Genomic DNA, 13,932 nt, shown 5'->3' with positions numbered 1-13,932 from the left:
CGAGTCTCACAGGGAAGACACAAAGGAACTCGACGGCAGAGCAATTCGTTTCGCAGGCATCATCCATCATACAAGGAGAGGGCATATGGAAATGAACGGCGTGGGCTGGGTAGCAGCCATCATCATCGGTGGCCTGGCGGGATGGCTCGCCGAGATGGTCATGAAGAGCAATACCGGCATCCTCATGAACATCGTTCTCGGCATTGTCGGCGCAATCGTGTTGAACGCCATCTTGCAGGCCCTGAACATCGGCATCTTCGGCGTCGGCTGGATCGCCTATCTGATCACCGGCTTCATCGGCGCCTGCATTCTGATTGCGGTCGGACGACTGGTGCGCCGGTAACCTCTGTCGGCACTTGCTATGCGAAAAAGGCCACCGCGGCATGCGTGATCGCGGCCTTTTTCTTTTCGCCGAAAAGTCCTAGATGACGTGGGTAGAGCGAGCGCTGGACAAGCGCTTGCCAATGAGCCGGGTTTCACATGGTCACCGTCCTTGACACGATTGCCAATGCGCCGCGCCTGCGGCATCCCGAAAAGGCGCACAAGCCGGATCAGGACGTACTGCGCAAGCCTGACTGGATCCGCGTCAAGGCGCCGATGTCGAAAGGCTATGCCGAGACGCGTGAAATCGTGAAGTCTCACAAGCTGGTGACGGTTTGCGAAGAGGCGGGCTGCCCCAATATCGGCGAGTGCTGGGAGAAGAAGCACGCCACCTTCATGATCATGGGCGAGATCTGCACGCGGGCCTGCGCCTTTTGCAATGTCGCCACCGGCATCCCGACCGCACTGGATCCCGACGAGCCGGCGCGTGTCGCGCATGCGGTCAAGCAGATGGGCTTGAGCCATGTCGTCATCACCTCCGTCGATCGCGACGATCTCGCCGATGGCGGGGCCCAGCATTTTGCCGATGTCATCCGTGCGATCAGGGCAGCAACCCCGTTGACGACGATCGAAATCCTGACGCCCGATTTCCTGCGCAAGGACGGTGCGCTGGAGATTGTCGTGGCGGCCAAGCCGGATGTTTTCAACCATAATCTCGAGACCGTGCCGTCTAACTATCTGACGGTTCGGCCGGGCGCGCGCTATTTCCACTCGATCAGGCTCTTGCAGCGGGTCAAGGAGCTTGACCCCTCGATCTTCACCAAGTCCGGCATCATGGTTGGCCTTGGCGAGGAGCGGAACGAAATCCTGCAACTAATGGACGATCTGCGTTCGGCCAATGTCGATTTCATGACCATCGGCCAATATCTGCAGCCGTCGAAGAAACACCATCCGGTGATCCGCTTCGTCACGCCTGAGGAATTCAAGTCCTTCGAGACGATCGGCAAGACCAAGGGCTTCCTGCTGGTGGCGTCAAGCCCGCTGACGCGCTCGTCGCACCATGCCGGCGACGATTTCGCCAGACTACGCGCGGCGCGTGAAGCGTTTCTCAGGAAGTCCGCCTAACAAACTGGTTTCATGCCACAATTCGAAGCCCATCGCCGCGTCGCGCATACGCCGGAGCAGATGTTCGCTCTGGTCGCCGATGTCGAATCCTACCCGCAATTCCTGCCGCTTTGCGAGGCACTGACGGTTCGCTCACGCAAGGAACGCGACGGACGCACCTTGCTCATCGCCGACATGAGCATCGGCTACAAGGCGATCCGCGAGACCTTTACCACGCAGGTGCTGCTGAAGCCGGATGAGAACGCCATCGATGTCAAATACATTGACGGCCCTTTCAAATATCTGAGCAATGTCTGGCGCTTCGACCCGGCGAACGGCAGCGGTTGCAACGTCTGCTTCTTTATCGACTACGAGTTCAAGAGCCGCATTTTGGGTGCGTTGATGGGAACCATGTTCGACCGCGCCTTCCGCATGTTCTCCGAGGCGTTCGAGAAAAGGGCCGAAATCATCTACGGCGCGCCATCGGCAGCCTGATCCGCAGCGAGCGCGCGCAGACCCAGCTCAAGCGCATGCCGGACTGTCTCCCGGCGGATGAAATCACGGCCCTTGTCGGCGAACAGCTGGCATTCGCTGACTACCGGCCGGCCAGCCAGGGCAACGCCGAACCAGACCAGGCCGACAGGTTTTTCCGCCGAGCCGCCGGCCGGACCGGCGATGCCAGTTACCGCCAGCGCAAGCCCGGCCGGCGAATGGGCCAAGGCTCCGGCCGCCATCTCCACCGCGGTCTCGCGCGAGACCGCGCCGTGCGCCTCGAGCGTAGCGGCCGAGACGCCGAGCATCTCGGTCTTGGCCTGGTTGGAATAGGTGATGAAGCCGCGATCGACCACCGCGGAAGAGCCGGCGATGTCGGTCAGGGCGGCGATGATCATGCCGCCGGTGCAGCTCTCGGCCGTCGCCAGCGTGATGCCGCGCTGCTGGCAGGCCTGAAGCAGGGCATCTGCGAGATCGCTATTGCTCACTCGGGGACATCCCCTGGAAACACGACGCTGGCGGTCGCGATGGCCGCTATGCCTTCCTCACGGCCGACGAAGCCGAGCTTCTCATTGGTTGTCGCCTTGATCGAAATGCGATCGCGCGAAATTCGCAGGATTGCGGAAAGCGTTTCGGTCATGGCCTCGCGATGCGGGCCGACGCGCGGCGCCTCGCAGATCAGGGTGATATCGACGTTGGCGATGCGCCCGCCGCGCGCGCGCACCAGCTTGGCCGCGTGTTCGACGAAGATGCGTGAAGCGGCCCCTTTCCACTGTGGGTCGGAGGGCGGGAAATGCGTGCCGATGTCACCGGCGCCGCAGGTGGCGAGCAGGGCGTCGGTCAAGGCGTGGAGACCGACATCGGCATCCGAATGGCCGGACAATTTCCTGTCGTGTGGAATGGCGACGCCGCACAGGGTGACATGGTCGCCGGGCTCGAACGCATGGACGTCATAGCCATTGCCCGTTCGGATGTCGGGAAAACGTGGGGCGCTAGAAAGCCGCTGATCCGCCATTGCAATATCCCGTGCCCAGGTCAGTTTGACGTTCTCCGGCGAGCCAGGAACGATCTTCACCGGAATATGCGCCCATTCGGCGATTGCCGCATCGTCGGTGAAATCCGCTTTGCCCAGATGATGAGCCTTTTCGTGCGCAGCCAGAATCGGCCAGAACGGAAAGCCTTGCGGTGTCTGTGCGGCATACAGCCCGGCCCTGGACACGGTTTCGCCGATCATGCCTTCTGCCGTTTCGCGCTTGAGCGTATCGGCAACCGGCAAAGCAGGCAGTGCCCCCTGGCGCTCGCCAATAGCGGCGATCGTGCGGTCTATCAGTTCCGCATCGACAAACGGCCGGGCCGCATCATGGATCAGGACCCGGCCCGGCGCATTGCTTCTCAACGCCAGCAGTCCAAGGCGGACGGACTCCTGCCGTGACGTACCGCCGGTCACAGCGACGACACGGTCGGCGTTCGCACCGGCCGTACGGCGGAAAAGCGCGCCGTCGTCGGCATGGATAGCAACGACGACAGGTCCAATCTTCGGATGCGTCAGAAAGGCGCCGAGCGTGCGTGCAATAACGGCGCCGCCGCCAATTTGCTGGTACTGCTTTGGCCCATTGGCCTGTCCGGCGCGCGTGCCGCGGCCGGCAGCAACGATGACCACGGCGACCTTGTCGTCCGCAGCTTGCTTTTCGCTCACATCTCTCATGCCGAGACGCTTAACCCATGATCCCGAAAAGTGGTATCGCTTTTGAAAGACCCAGGATTGATGCGGTGCGGCGATCCGTTTTTTTTCCCAAATGCGCCTTAATGTCACGACATTGCGCGTTGCACATTGCCGTCGTTCTGGCTAGAGAATGTGCAGCAACCGAAGGTGCTTGGTTTTTGTGCATGCCTGATGTGACCAAATTGGCTTCGCCGCTAGATGTGGGTGGCGTGAGAATCCGCAATCGCGTGTTTCTCGCGCCGATGTCGGGCATTACCGACGAACCGTTCCGGCAGCGCGCCCATGCCCATGGCGCCGGGCTGGTTGTATCGGAAATGGTGGCGAGCGGTGAGCTTGCAAAGGGCAGGGCTGGTTCGGGCCTGCGCATCCGTCATTCCGGGCTGCCTGTTCACATGGTCCAGCTTGCCGGCCGCGAGGCGGTGCACATGGCCGAGGGCGCGCGAATCGCGGCCGGCGAGGGCGCCGACATCATCGACATCAACATGGGCTGTCCGGCCAAGAAGGTGACGGGCGGCTATGCCGGTTCGGCACTGATGCGAGACCTCGACCACGCGCTGTCGCTGATCGAAGCGGTGGTCGGCGCGGTCAACGTGCCGGTCACGGTCAAGATGCGGCTCGGCTGGGACGAAGGTGCGCTCAACGCGCCGATGCTGGCGCGACGCGCCGAGCAGGCCGGGGTGATGATGGTGACGGTACACGGCCGGACACGTTGTCAGTTCTACCAGGGCAAGGCCGACTGGCGTGCCATCGCACGCGTCAAGCAGGCGGTCTCTATCCCGGTCGTTGCCAATGGCGATGTCGGCTCGCCGGCAGAGGCCGCGTCGATCCTCGAGCAGTCTGGCGCCGACGCGGTGATGGTCGGCCGCGCGCACTATGGCGCGCCGTGGACGGCCGGCAGCATTGTAGCGGCCGCGCTGGCCGAGCCGGTATCCAGCATGCCGGAAAGCCCGCAAGCGCTGGCCGACTACGTCATTGCCCATTACGAAGACATGCTGGCGCTCTATGGCGTGGAAAGCGGAGTGCGCCAGGCGCGCAAGCATCTCGGCTGGTATCTCGACCGCCACGCCGGCGGCACAAGCGACGACCGGCGCAAGACCATACTCACGTCTTTCGAGCCTGGGCGTGTCATTGCGTTGCTGCGCGACATGTTTTCAACCGCTCCCGAAGCGGCGAACCTGCGGAGTGCGGCATGAACGCCACCGTCACACAGAGCACGGATATGGCGGACGCCGCGCATATTGTGCTCAACACCATTCGCCGGCCGGTAATCATGGTCGATCCGCAAGGTTTCATCACCTTCGCCAATGCCGATGCCGAGGATTTTTTCCGGTCGAGCGCCACGATGCTCGCCCGCAACACGCTGCACAAGCTCATTCCTTTCGGCAGCCCGCTGCTGACGCTTGTCGACCAGGTGCGCGAGCGCCGGGCACCGGTCAACGAATACCGGGTCGACGTGTCGTCGCCACGTCTCGGCATCGAGAAGGTGGTCGACCTCTACGTCGCACCAGTGACGGAATTTCCAGGCTCGGTCGTGGTGATGTTCCAGGAACGCTCAATGGCCGACAAGATCGACCGGCAGATGACGCATCGCGGTGCGGCACGCTCGGTCACCGGCCTCGCCGCGATGCTTGCCCATGAGATCAAGAACCCGCTGTCCGGCATTCGTGGTGCTGCGCAGTTGCTAGAGCTGTCGGCGTCCGACGAGGATCGCGCACTGACCAGGCTGATCACCGACGAGACCGACCGCATTGTCTCGCTGGTCGACCGCATGGAGGTGTTTTCCGACGAGCGGCCGATCGACCGCTACCCCGTCAACATCCATGTCGTGCTCGACCATGTCAAGGCAATCGCCAAGAACGGTTTTGCCAAGCGAATCAAGATATTGGAGGACTATGATCCATCATTGCCTCCGGTTTTTGCCAATCGCGACCAGCTCATCCAGGTGTTTCTCAATCTGGTAAAAAATGCCGCCGAGGCGATCGGCAGTGATCCGCAGGGCGAGATCATGCTATCGACCGCCTTCCGTCCGGGCATCCGTGTTTCCGTACCCGGGACCCAGGACCGCGTATCGCTGCCATTGGAATTCTGCGTGCGTGACAACGGTTCGGGTGTTTCCGAAGACATCCTGCCGATCCTATTCGATCCTTTCATCACTACCAAGCCGAACGGCTCCGGTCTCGGTCTGGCGCTGGTCGCAAAGATCGTCGGCGAGCATGGCGGCATCATTGAATGCGAATCGACCCCGCGCGGCACCACTTTCCGCATCCTGATGCCGGCGTGGAAAGAAACCCAGTTTGGCACCGACGACGACGGTGAAGGAGACCGCAAATGACCGTTCGCGGCAATATTCTCGTCGCCGACGACGATGCGGCCATCCGCACTGTCCTCAACCAGGCGCTTTCGCGCGTCGGCCATGACGTGCGCGTCACGTCCAACGCTTCGACGCTGTGGCGCTGGGTTGCGGCGGGCGAGGGCGATCTGGTTATCACCGATGTTGTCATGCCTGACGAGAACGCCTTCGACATGCTGCCGCGCATCAAGAAGGCGCGACCGGAACTGCCGGTCATCGTCATGAGTGCGCAGAACACGTTCATGACAGCAATTCGTGCCTCCGAAACCGGGGCCTACGAGTATCTGCCGAAACCGTTCGACCTGACGGAGCTGCTTAACATCGTCAACCGCGCTCTTTCCGAGCCGCGGCGGCCGAAGATCGATACGCGGGCCGACGAGCCGCCGGAAACGATGCCGCTGGTCGGCCGCTCGGCGGCCATGCAGGACATCTACCGCATGCTGGCGCGCATGATGCAGACCGACCTGACGGTCATGATCAGCGGCGAGTCGGGTACCGGCAAGGAACTGGTGGCGCGCGCGCTGCATGAATACGGCCGCCGCCGAGGCGGTCCGTTCGTCGCTATCAACATGGCGGCGATCCCGCGCGACCTGATCGAATCGGAGTTGTTCGGGCACGAGAAGGGCGCCTTTACCGGCGCGCAGAACCGCTCCACCGGCCGTTTCGAGCAGGCCGAAGGCGGCACGCTCTTCCTCGACGAGATCGGTGATATGCCGATGGAAGCGCAGACGCGGCTGCTGCGTGTGTTGCAGCAGGGCGAATACACCACGGTCGGCGGCCGCACGCCGATCAAGACCGACGTGCGCATCGTCGCTGCCACCAACAAGGACCTGCGCACACTGATTAATCAGGGGCTTTTCCGCGAGGACCTGTTCTACCGCTTGAATGTTGTGCCGCTCAGGCTGCCGGCGCTGCGCGAGCGGTCGGAGGACATTCCGGACCTCGTCCGCCACTTCTTCAAGCTCGGCGTCAGTGAAGGCTTGCAGACCAAGCGCATTTCCACCGGCGGCATCGAGCTGATGAAGCGCTACCCATGGCCCGGTAATGTGCGCGAACTCGAAAACCTCATTCGCAGGCTGGCCGCACTGTATTCGCAGGACGAGATTTCCGCCGAGATCATCGAGGCGGAGTTGAAGACCGGCGAAAGGCCTGTCGTTCCAGGTGGCGGCAACCTCATTCCCGATGACCTTTCCATCGGCCAGGCGGTGGAGCATTTCCTGCAACGCTATTTTGCCTCGTTTGCCGGCGACCTGCCCCCGGCCGGGCTCTATCAGCGAATCCTCTCTGAGGTCGAATATCCGCTGGTCCTCGCCTCGATGACCGCAACGCGCGGTAACCAGATCAAGGCTGCCGAATTGCTGGGGCTCAACCGCAACACGCTGCGCAAGAAGATTCGCGAACTCGGCGTCAACGTCTACAAATCGTCCAGGCAGGTCTAGACGAATCCCTTTACGAGCGCTTTCCAGGGGATCGATTGCCGAAAGATTTCCGTCTAGGCCACACTTGTTGCATAATCGCCACAATGCGTTGCATACATCCGACGTAATCACTGGCTCTAGACGGCGACATGGCCCTGCACGCACCGACACTGAGCAAATCGCTTTTCAGCAATACGGGCGCGCGAGACGGTCGCCGGCTGCTTGCGCTGCCGGGCGTGATCGCCATTGCCGGTGCGCTGGTGACGGCGGCGATCTCCTTCGCCATTCTGGTCGGTGCGACGCCGATCACGCCCGACGCGAGGACGACGCTGGCGCTGATTGCGCTTAATGCGGCGTTCGTCCTGTTTCTGATTTTGCTGGTCGGCCGCGAGGTGCATCGCATCCTGATGGCACGACGGCATGGCAAGGCTGCGTCGCGGCTGCATGTGCGCATAGTGGCGATGTTTGCGCTGGTCGCCGCCATCCCCGCCATCATGGTGGCGATCATCGCGTCGATCACGCTCGACATCGGCCTCGACCGCTGGTTCGAGATCCGCACCAAGACGATCGTCAATTCGTCGTTGTCGATCGCTGACGCCTATGTGCAGGAAAACGCGCGAAATCTTCAGGGCACGACGTTGTCGATGGCTTACGACCTCGACGCTTCGCGCACGCTTTACGGCCTCGATCGTATCGGTTTCCTCGACCTCATGAACAAGGAGGCGGTGGGTCGCTCGCTGGCGCACGCGGCACTCATCAAGCCCGATGGTTCCTTCGTCATGAGCGCCAAGACCGACGCGGACTTTGCCATGCCAGAGCCGCCTGAGGGCGCCGTGGCAAGCGCTGCAGACGGCAAGCCGGTGCTGATAGAACCGCGCACCCGCAACATCATGGGTGCCATCGTCAAGCTGCGCGAGATCGACGGCCTCTATCTTTACACCATCCGCCTCGTCGATCCCGAGGTGATCAAGGCGCGGCAGATCGTCAAATCCAACACCGCCGAATATCGCGGTCTCGAAGACAATCGCCGCACCTCGCAAGTGGCTTTCGCGCTTCCCTATTTGTCGCTGACGCTGATCATTATCCTGTCCGCCATCTGGACCGGCATTGCGGTGGCCGACCGCCTGGTGCGGCCGATTCGTCAGCTCATCGGCGCCGCCGACGAGGTCGCTACCGGCAATCTCGACGTAGCCGTGCCTGTCCGCCCCTCCGACGGTGACGTCGCCTCGCTCGGCGACACCTTCAACAAGATGCTGATGGAGCTGAAATCGCAGCGCAACGAGATCCTGTCGGCCAAGGATTTGATCGACGAGCGGCGGCGCTTTTCGGAGGCGGTGCTTGCCGGCGTCACCGCCGGGGTCATCGGCGTCGATCCATATGGCATCGTCACCATCGTCAACCGTTCGGCCGAAACGATGCTGGCCATATCCGCTCCGGCAGCGCTTGGGCAGAACCTTTCCGCGGTGCTGCCGCATGTCGGCCGCGTCTTCGAGATCGGCCGCAAATCGGGCAAGCCGGTCTATCGCGAACAGGTCACCTTCTATCGTGCCGGCACCGAACGGACCTTCAACGTGCAGATCACGATTGAAGCCGGCGACGACGGTTCGGAGGATAAGTCCTACGTCGTGACAGTCGACGACATTACCGATCTGGTCCAGGCACAGCGTTCCTCTGCATGGGCTGACGTGGCGCGGCGCATCGCCCACGAGATCAAGAACCCGCTGACGCCGATCCAGCTTTCGGCCGAGCGCATCAAGCGCCGTTACGGCAAGGTCATCACCGAGGACCGTGAGGTTTTCGATCAATGCACCGACACCATCATCCGGCAAGTGGAGGACATCGGCCGCATGGTCGACGAGTTCTCGGCGTTCGCCCGCATGCCGAAACCGGAAATGAAGGCAATCGATCTGCGCGATTCGTTGCGCGAGGCCTCGTTCTTGGTCGAAGTAAGCCGTGCCGACATCACCTTCGAGCGCGTCTTCGGCAATGAGCCGCTCAAAGGCACGTTCGACAGCCGCCTGATGGCGCAGGCGTTCGGCAACGTCATCAAGAATGCCGCCGAAGCCATCGACGGACTTGATGCAGAGGATCGTCCGCACGGCATAATCCGGATTCAAGCCGGGCGTCAGAATGGCGCGATTCGAATCGACGTCATTGACAACGGCAGGGGCTTGCCGCGCGAAAACCGGCAGCGCTTGCTCGAGCCTTACATGACGACACGCGAGAAAGGCACCGGGCTTGGCCTCGCTATCGTCAAGAAGATCGTGGAGGACCATGGCGGGCGACTCGAATTGCACGATGCACCAGCGGACTTCCACGATGGGCGGGGTGCAATGATCAGCATCATCCTGCCGGTTGCCGCCACAGTTCCGATACGCGGCGAGGGCAAGACGGAACACGAAAAAGAAACTGAAAAGGTCGGTAATGGCGTCTGATATTCTCATCGTCGATGACGAGGAAGACATCCGCGAACTCGTCGCCGGTATCCTGAGCGACGAAGGTCACGAAACACGCACGGCGTTTGACGCCGACAGCGCGCTGGCGGCGGTCGCCGACCGGGCACCCCGGCTGATCTTCCTCGACATCTGGCTGCAGGGTTCGCGGCTCGATGGCCTCGCTTTGCTGGACGAGATCAAGACGATGCACCCGAACCTGCCGGTGGTGATGATCTCGGGCCACGGCAATATCGAAACGGCGGTCTCGGCCATCCGCCGCGGCGCCTATGATTTTATTGAGAAGCCGTTCAAGGCCGACAGGCTGATCCTTATTGCCGAACGGGCGCTTGAAACGTCCAAATTGAGACGCGAGGTTTCGGATCTCAAGTTGCGCAGCGGCGAGACTTTCGACCTCATCGGCATGTCGTCGGCAATGAGCCAATTGCGCCAGACCATCGAGCGCGTCGCGCCGACCAACAGCCGCGTCATGATTATCGGCCCCTCCGGCTCGGGCAAGGAACTGGCGGCGCGCGCCATCCACGCATTGTCGGCGCGCAAGAGTGGACCTTTTGTGACGCTGAGCGCCGCCAACATCACGCCAGAGCGTATGGAGATCGAGCTGTTCGGCACCGAATCGAACGGCGTCGAACGCAAGGTCGGCGCGCTGGAGGAAGCCCATCGCGGCATTCTCTACATCGATGAAGTGGCCGACATGCCGCGCGAGACGCAAAACAAGATCCTGCGCGTGCTGGTCGAACAGCAGTTCGAGCGGGTAGGGGGCACCAAGCGGGTCAAGGTCGACGTGCGCATCATCTCGTCGACCTCGCAGAACCTCGAAGCCATGATCGCCGACGGCCGTTTCCGTGAGGACCTTTATCATCGCCTGGCCGTGGTTCCGGTCATGGTGCCGGGACTGGCCGAGCGTCGCGAGGACATTCCTTATCTGGTCGACAATTTCATGAAGCAGATCGCTCGCCAGGCCGGCATCAAGCCGCGCCGCATCGGCGACGACGCGCTGGCGGTGCTGCAGGCGCACAACTGGCCGGGCAACGTTCGGCAGTTGCGAAACAATGTCGAGCGTCTGATGATCCTGGCGCGTGGCGACGATGTCGATGCGCCGATCACCGCCGACCTCCTGCCTGCCGAGATCGGCGACGTCATGCCGCGCACTCCAAACAAGTCCGATCAGCACATAATGGCACTGCCGCTGCGTGAAGCACGCGAACAATTCGAAAAGGATTATCTGATCGCCCAGATCAACCGTTTTGGCGGCAACATCTCGAAGACGGCAGAGTTTATCGGCATGGAACGCTCTGCATTGCACCGCAAGCTGAAGTCGCTGGGCGTCTGACAGCCAAACCAGTCGTGGCCCACGCAATTATCGGTTACGGCGGTCTTGGAATCGCTTAAGAAAGCTGGGACTTCCTCCAGGGATTAGCCATGCCGCGCATTGCCTATGTGAACGGGCGCTATGTCGCTCACGCCGAAGCTTCCGTGCATATCGAAGACCGTGGCTATCAATTCGCCGATGGCGTCTACGAGGTCTGCGAGGTGGCACGAGGCTTCATCGTCGACATGCCGCGCCATCTCGCTCGATTGAACCGCTCGCTTACCGAACTCTCGATCGATTGGCCGATCACGCGCGGCGTGCTGCCGCTCGTCATGCGCGAGGTGGTGCGCCGCAACCGTGTCGTCGACGGCCTGGTCTACGTCCAGGTGACACGCGGCGTCGCCAGCCGCGAGTTTTTCTTCCCGCCGGCGGGCACGAAGCCGTCGCTGGTGGTGATCGCGAAAAAAGCCGATCCTGCAGTTGCCGCGAAGCGGGCCGAGAGCGGGATCCGGGTCATCACGGTGCCAGAGAACCGATGGGATCGGGTCGATATCAAGTCGGTCGGCCTGCTGCCGAACGTGCTGGCCAAGCAGAAAGCCAAAGAAGCCGGCGCTCAGGAGGCCTGGTTCGTTGATGTTGACGGTACCGTCAAGGAAGGTGGATCGTCGAACGCGTGGATCATCACCAGGGACGGCGTGCTGGTGACACGGCCCGCCGAGCACGGCATCCTGCGCGGCATCACCCGCACGACGCTGTTCGATGTCGCCGCCAAGCTCGGCCTGAAGATTGAGGAGCGCGGCTTTTCGGTTGCCGAAGCCAAGGCCGCGCGCGAGGTTTTCATCAGCTCTGCAACCACGATTGCCATGCCGGTGGTGGCGATCGATGGCGCTCCCGTCGCCAACGGCCACCCGGGCTCGATAACAGTTTCATTACGGCAGGCCTTTTTTGACGTTGCGGAAAAAAGTCCAGCCTGATAACCGCACAGATGGAAAGAACATCAATATATCTCGTTCTGCTTGTCGTTACTGACGGCAAGATGGTGTTTGCGTGCTTGACATGTGCCGGCTAATTTGGCGCATTGGCCTGCAAACCGAAGGGGATCGGCGAAAGACAAGAACAATGGCGGAACGATCGCAAAATCTTCAGGACCTGTTCCTGAATTCAGTTCGCAAGAGCAAAAACCCACTCACCATCTTTCTCATCAACGGCGTGAAGCTGACCGGCGTGGTCACTTCGTTCGATAATTTCTGCGTTCTGCTGCGTCGCGACGGCCATTCCCAGCTTGTCTACAAGCACGCTATTTCCACGATCATGCCGAGCCAGCCGGTTCAGATGTTCGATGGTGAGGAAAGCCAGGGCGCCTGATTGGCACGTGAGAAAGACGCGGACCGCAGCGTTCGCGGAAAACCAGCACATCAGACCGGGACAGAGGCCAACGGTCGGACCCGGGCGGTGGTCATCGTGCCGGTGCTTACCCGGCAGCCGCGTGGCGACGACGATGCCAATCGTCCGCGCCTGACCCGTTCCGCCGAGGCCCGTCGCGACGAGGCGGTCGGCCTCGCCAGCGCCATCGACCTTGACTTGGTCCACACGGCGGTGGTGACCGTCAATGATCCACGTCCGGCGACCCTGCTCGGCAGCGGCAAGGTCGCGGAGTTCGCCGAGATCGTCAAAGAGGGCCACGCGGAAGTGGTCATTGTCGATCATCCGCTGACCCCGGTACAGCAGCGCAACCTCGAAAAAGAGTTGAACGCCAAGGTGCTCGACCGCACCGGGCTGATCCTGGAGATTTTCGGCGAACGCGCCCGCACCAAGGAAGGCACGCTGCAGGTCGACCTTGCCCATCTCAACTACCAGAAGGGCCGCCTTGTCCGAAGCTGGACCCACCTCGAGCGCCAGCGCGGCGGCGCCGGCTTTCTCGGCGGTCCTGGCGAGACCCAGATCGAGTCGGACCGGCGTGTGCTGCAGGACAAGATCACCAAGCTGAAGCACGAGCTCGAAACCGTGCGCCGCACCCGCGACCTGCACCGCGCCAAGCGCAAGAAGGTGCCATTTCCGGTGGTGGCGATCGTCGGCTACACCAATGCCGGCAAGTCGACGCTGTTCAACCGGCTGACCGGAGCAGGGGTGCTGGCCGAAGACATGCTGTTTGCCACGCTCGACCCGACGCTGCGCCGCGTGCGCCTGCCGCACGGTACGCCGATCATCCTTTCCGATACGGTCGGCTTCATTTCCGACCTGCCAACGCATCTGGTCGCGGCCTTCAGGGCGACGCTGGAGGAAGTGGTCGAGGCAGACCTCGTCATTCATCTGCGCGACATCTCCGATCCCGATACGGCCGCGCAAGCCGAAGATGTCGAGCGCATCCTTGCCGATCTCGGCGTCGATGCCCGCGATAGCAAGCGAGTCATCGAAGTATGGAACAAGATCGACCGGCTCGACGAGGGCAACCGGGCGCGGCTGCTTGCTGATGGTGCTGACGGCAAGAAGGCACCGCCAATCGCCATATCGGCGGTGACCGGCGAGGGCATCGATGCGCTGAAGGCGATCATCGAGACGATGATGTCGGGCGAACTGGAGACGTTCACCGTCACGCTCAAGCCCGACCAACTCGCCGTCGTCGACTGGCTTTACCGCAACGGCGACATCGCCTCGCGTGATGACAATGAGGATGGCAGCGTGACCATCGCGCTCAAGGCCACGCACAGCGCCCGGCAGGAGATCGAAAGCCGATTGCGCCGTCAAAACAACGGGTAGGG

Annotated in this window: 13 protein-coding genes; 11 read left to right on the top strand and 2 right to left on the bottom strand. The window is 62.0% G+C overall.

What is annotated here, in order from left to right:
* Nucleotides 1–85 precede the first annotated feature (85 nt).
* The 3 genes from NKJ35_RS06755 to NKJ35_RS06745 all read left to right on the top strand — a co-directional run bounded on the left by NKJ35_RS06755 (nucleotide 86) and on the right by NKJ35_RS06745 (nucleotide 1,920).
* Nucleotides 86–343, top strand: a complete 258-nt coding sequence (locus NKJ35_RS06755; RefSeq protein ID WP_023675081.1) for a GlsB/YeaQ/YmgE family stress response membrane protein — start codon at nucleotides 86–88, stop codon at nucleotides 341–343.
* A 137-nt stretch (nucleotides 344–480) separates the two neighbouring features.
* A complete protein-coding gene (gene lipA, locus NKJ35_RS06750) occupies nucleotides 481–1,446 on the top strand; it encodes a lipoyl synthase (protein ID WP_352645790.1) in 966 nt (321 codons plus the stop codon).
* A gap of 12 nt (nucleotides 1,447–1,458) precedes the next feature.
* Nucleotides 1,459–1,920: a type II toxin-antitoxin system RatA family toxin gene (locus NKJ35_RS06745; protein ID WP_352645788.1), complete on the top strand. Its 462-nt coding sequence runs from the start codon at nucleotides 1,459–1,461 to the stop codon at nucleotides 1,918–1,920.
* On the opposite strand, the gene NKJ35_RS06740 is transcribed toward NKJ35_RS06745, so the two are convergent.
* Nucleotides 1,896–2,405, bottom strand: coding sequence for a CinA family protein (locus NKJ35_RS06740; protein WP_352645786.1), 510 nt, complete (start codon nucleotides 2,403–2,405; stop codon nucleotides 1,896–1,898). The two genes, NKJ35_RS06745 and NKJ35_RS06740, sit on opposite strands and share 25 nt — an antisense overlap.
* Nucleotides 2,402–3,622 (bottom strand): bifunctional 2-C-methyl-D-erythritol 4-phosphate cytidylyltransferase/2-C-methyl-D-erythritol 2,4-cyclodiphosphate synthase, encoded by a 1,221-nt coding sequence (locus NKJ35_RS06735; RefSeq protein ID WP_352645784.1) that lies wholly within the window; start codon nucleotides 3,620–3,622, stop codon nucleotides 2,402–2,404. The genes NKJ35_RS06740 and NKJ35_RS06735 overlap by 4 nt, the downstream gene beginning before the upstream one ends.
* 182 nt (nucleotides 3,623–3,804) lie before the next feature.
* On the opposite strand from NKJ35_RS06735, the gene dusB reads away from it, so the two are divergent.
* The 8 genes from dusB (at nucleotide 3,805) to hflX (ending at nucleotide 13,930) form a co-directional block, all read left to right on the top strand.
* Nucleotides 3,805–4,833 (top strand): tRNA dihydrouridine synthase DusB, encoded by a 1,029-nt coding sequence (gene dusB / locus NKJ35_RS06730; protein ID WP_352645783.1) that lies wholly within the window; start codon nucleotides 3,805–3,807, stop codon nucleotides 4,831–4,833.
* The gene (locus tag NKJ35_RS06725) at nucleotides 4,830–5,972 is read left to right on the top strand and encodes a two-component system sensor histidine kinase NtrB (RefSeq protein ID WP_023675075.1); all 1,143 of its coding nucleotides are present in this window, start codon (nucleotides 4,830–4,832) and stop codon (nucleotides 5,970–5,972) included. Before dusB ends, NKJ35_RS06725 begins: the two co-directional genes overlap by 4 nt.
* The gene (gene ntrC / locus NKJ35_RS06720; RefSeq protein WP_254817199.1) at nucleotides 5,969–7,429 is read left to right on the top strand and encodes a nitrogen regulation protein NR(I); all 1,461 of its coding nucleotides are present in this window, start codon (nucleotides 5,969–5,971) and stop codon (nucleotides 7,427–7,429) included. Before NKJ35_RS06725 ends, ntrC begins: the two co-directional genes overlap by 4 nt.
* A gap of 128 nt (nucleotides 7,430–7,557) precedes the next feature.
* Nucleotides 7,558–9,843, top strand: a complete 2,286-nt coding sequence (locus tag NKJ35_RS06715; RefSeq protein ID WP_352645781.1) for a sensor histidine kinase NtrY-like — start codon at nucleotides 7,558–7,560, stop codon at nucleotides 9,841–9,843.
* Complete coding sequence (gene ntrX / locus NKJ35_RS06710) at nucleotides 9,833–11,194, top strand: nitrogen assimilation response regulator NtrX (RefSeq protein ID WP_352645779.1); 1,362 nt, start codon at nucleotides 9,833–9,835, stop codon at nucleotides 11,192–11,194. Before NKJ35_RS06715 ends, ntrX begins: the two co-directional genes overlap by 11 nt.
* A gap of 89 nt (nucleotides 11,195–11,283) precedes the next feature.
* Entirely contained in the window at nucleotides 11,284–12,147 is an 864-nt protein-coding gene (locus NKJ35_RS06705) for a D-amino-acid transaminase (protein WP_352645777.1), read from the top strand.
* A gap of 145 nt (nucleotides 12,148–12,292) precedes the next feature.
* Nucleotides 12,293–12,538: an RNA chaperone Hfq gene (gene hfq, locus NKJ35_RS06700; protein WP_006202172.1), complete on the top strand. Its 246-nt coding sequence runs from the start codon at nucleotides 12,293–12,295 to the stop codon at nucleotides 12,536–12,538.
* Nucleotides 12,539–13,930, top strand: coding sequence for a GTPase HflX (gene hflX, locus NKJ35_RS06695; RefSeq protein WP_352645775.1), 1,392 nt, complete (start codon nucleotides 12,539–12,541; stop codon nucleotides 13,928–13,930).
* Nucleotides 13,931–13,932 lie beyond the last annotated feature (2 nt).

Source organism: Mesorhizobium sp. M0136 (assembly GCF_040322515.1).
Taxonomy (GTDB): Bacteria; Pseudomonadota; Alphaproteobacteria; order Rhizobiales; family Rhizobiaceae; genus Mesorhizobium.
The sequence above is the reverse complement of the archived record's forward strand: the minus strand, read 5'-3'. Positions and strand labels throughout refer to the sequence as shown.

Excerpts from the sequence above, each read along its gene's own strand:
- NKJ35_RS06755 (WP_023675081.1), top strand. The coding sequence starts at position 86 with ATGGAAATGAACGGCGTGGGCTGGGTAGCAGCCATCATCATCGGTGGC.
- lipA (WP_352645790.1), top strand. The coding sequence starts at position 481 with ATGGTCACCGTCCTTGACACGATTGCCAATGCGCCGCGCCTGCGGCAT.
- NKJ35_RS06745 (WP_352645788.1), top strand. The coding sequence starts at position 1,459 with ATGCCACAATTCGAAGCCCATCGCCGCGTCGCGCATACGCCGGAGCAG.
- NKJ35_RS06735 (WP_352645784.1), bottom strand. The coding sequence starts at position 3,622 with ATGAGAGATGTGAGCGAAAAGCAAGCTGCGGACGACAAGGTCGCCGTG.
- dusB (WP_352645783.1), top strand. The coding sequence starts at position 3,805 with ATGCCTGATGTGACCAAATTGGCTTCGCCGCTAGATGTGGGTGGCGTG.
- NKJ35_RS06725 (WP_023675075.1), top strand. The coding sequence starts at position 4,830 with ATGAACGCCACCGTCACACAGAGCACGGATATGGCGGACGCCGCGCAT.
- ntrC (WP_254817199.1), top strand. The coding sequence starts at position 5,969 with ATGACCGTTCGCGGCAATATTCTCGTCGCCGACGACGATGCGGCCATC.
- NKJ35_RS06715 (WP_352645781.1), top strand. The coding sequence starts at position 7,558 with ATGGCCCTGCACGCACCGACACTGAGCAAATCGCTTTTCAGCAATACG.
- ntrX (WP_352645779.1), top strand. The coding sequence starts at position 9,833 with ATGGCGTCTGATATTCTCATCGTCGATGACGAGGAAGACATCCGCGAA.
- NKJ35_RS06705 (WP_352645777.1), top strand. The coding sequence starts at position 11,284 with ATGCCGCGCATTGCCTATGTGAACGGGCGCTATGTCGCTCACGCCGAA.
- hfq (WP_006202172.1), top strand. The coding sequence starts at position 12,293 with ATGGCGGAACGATCGCAAAATCTTCAGGACCTGTTCCTGAATTCAGTT.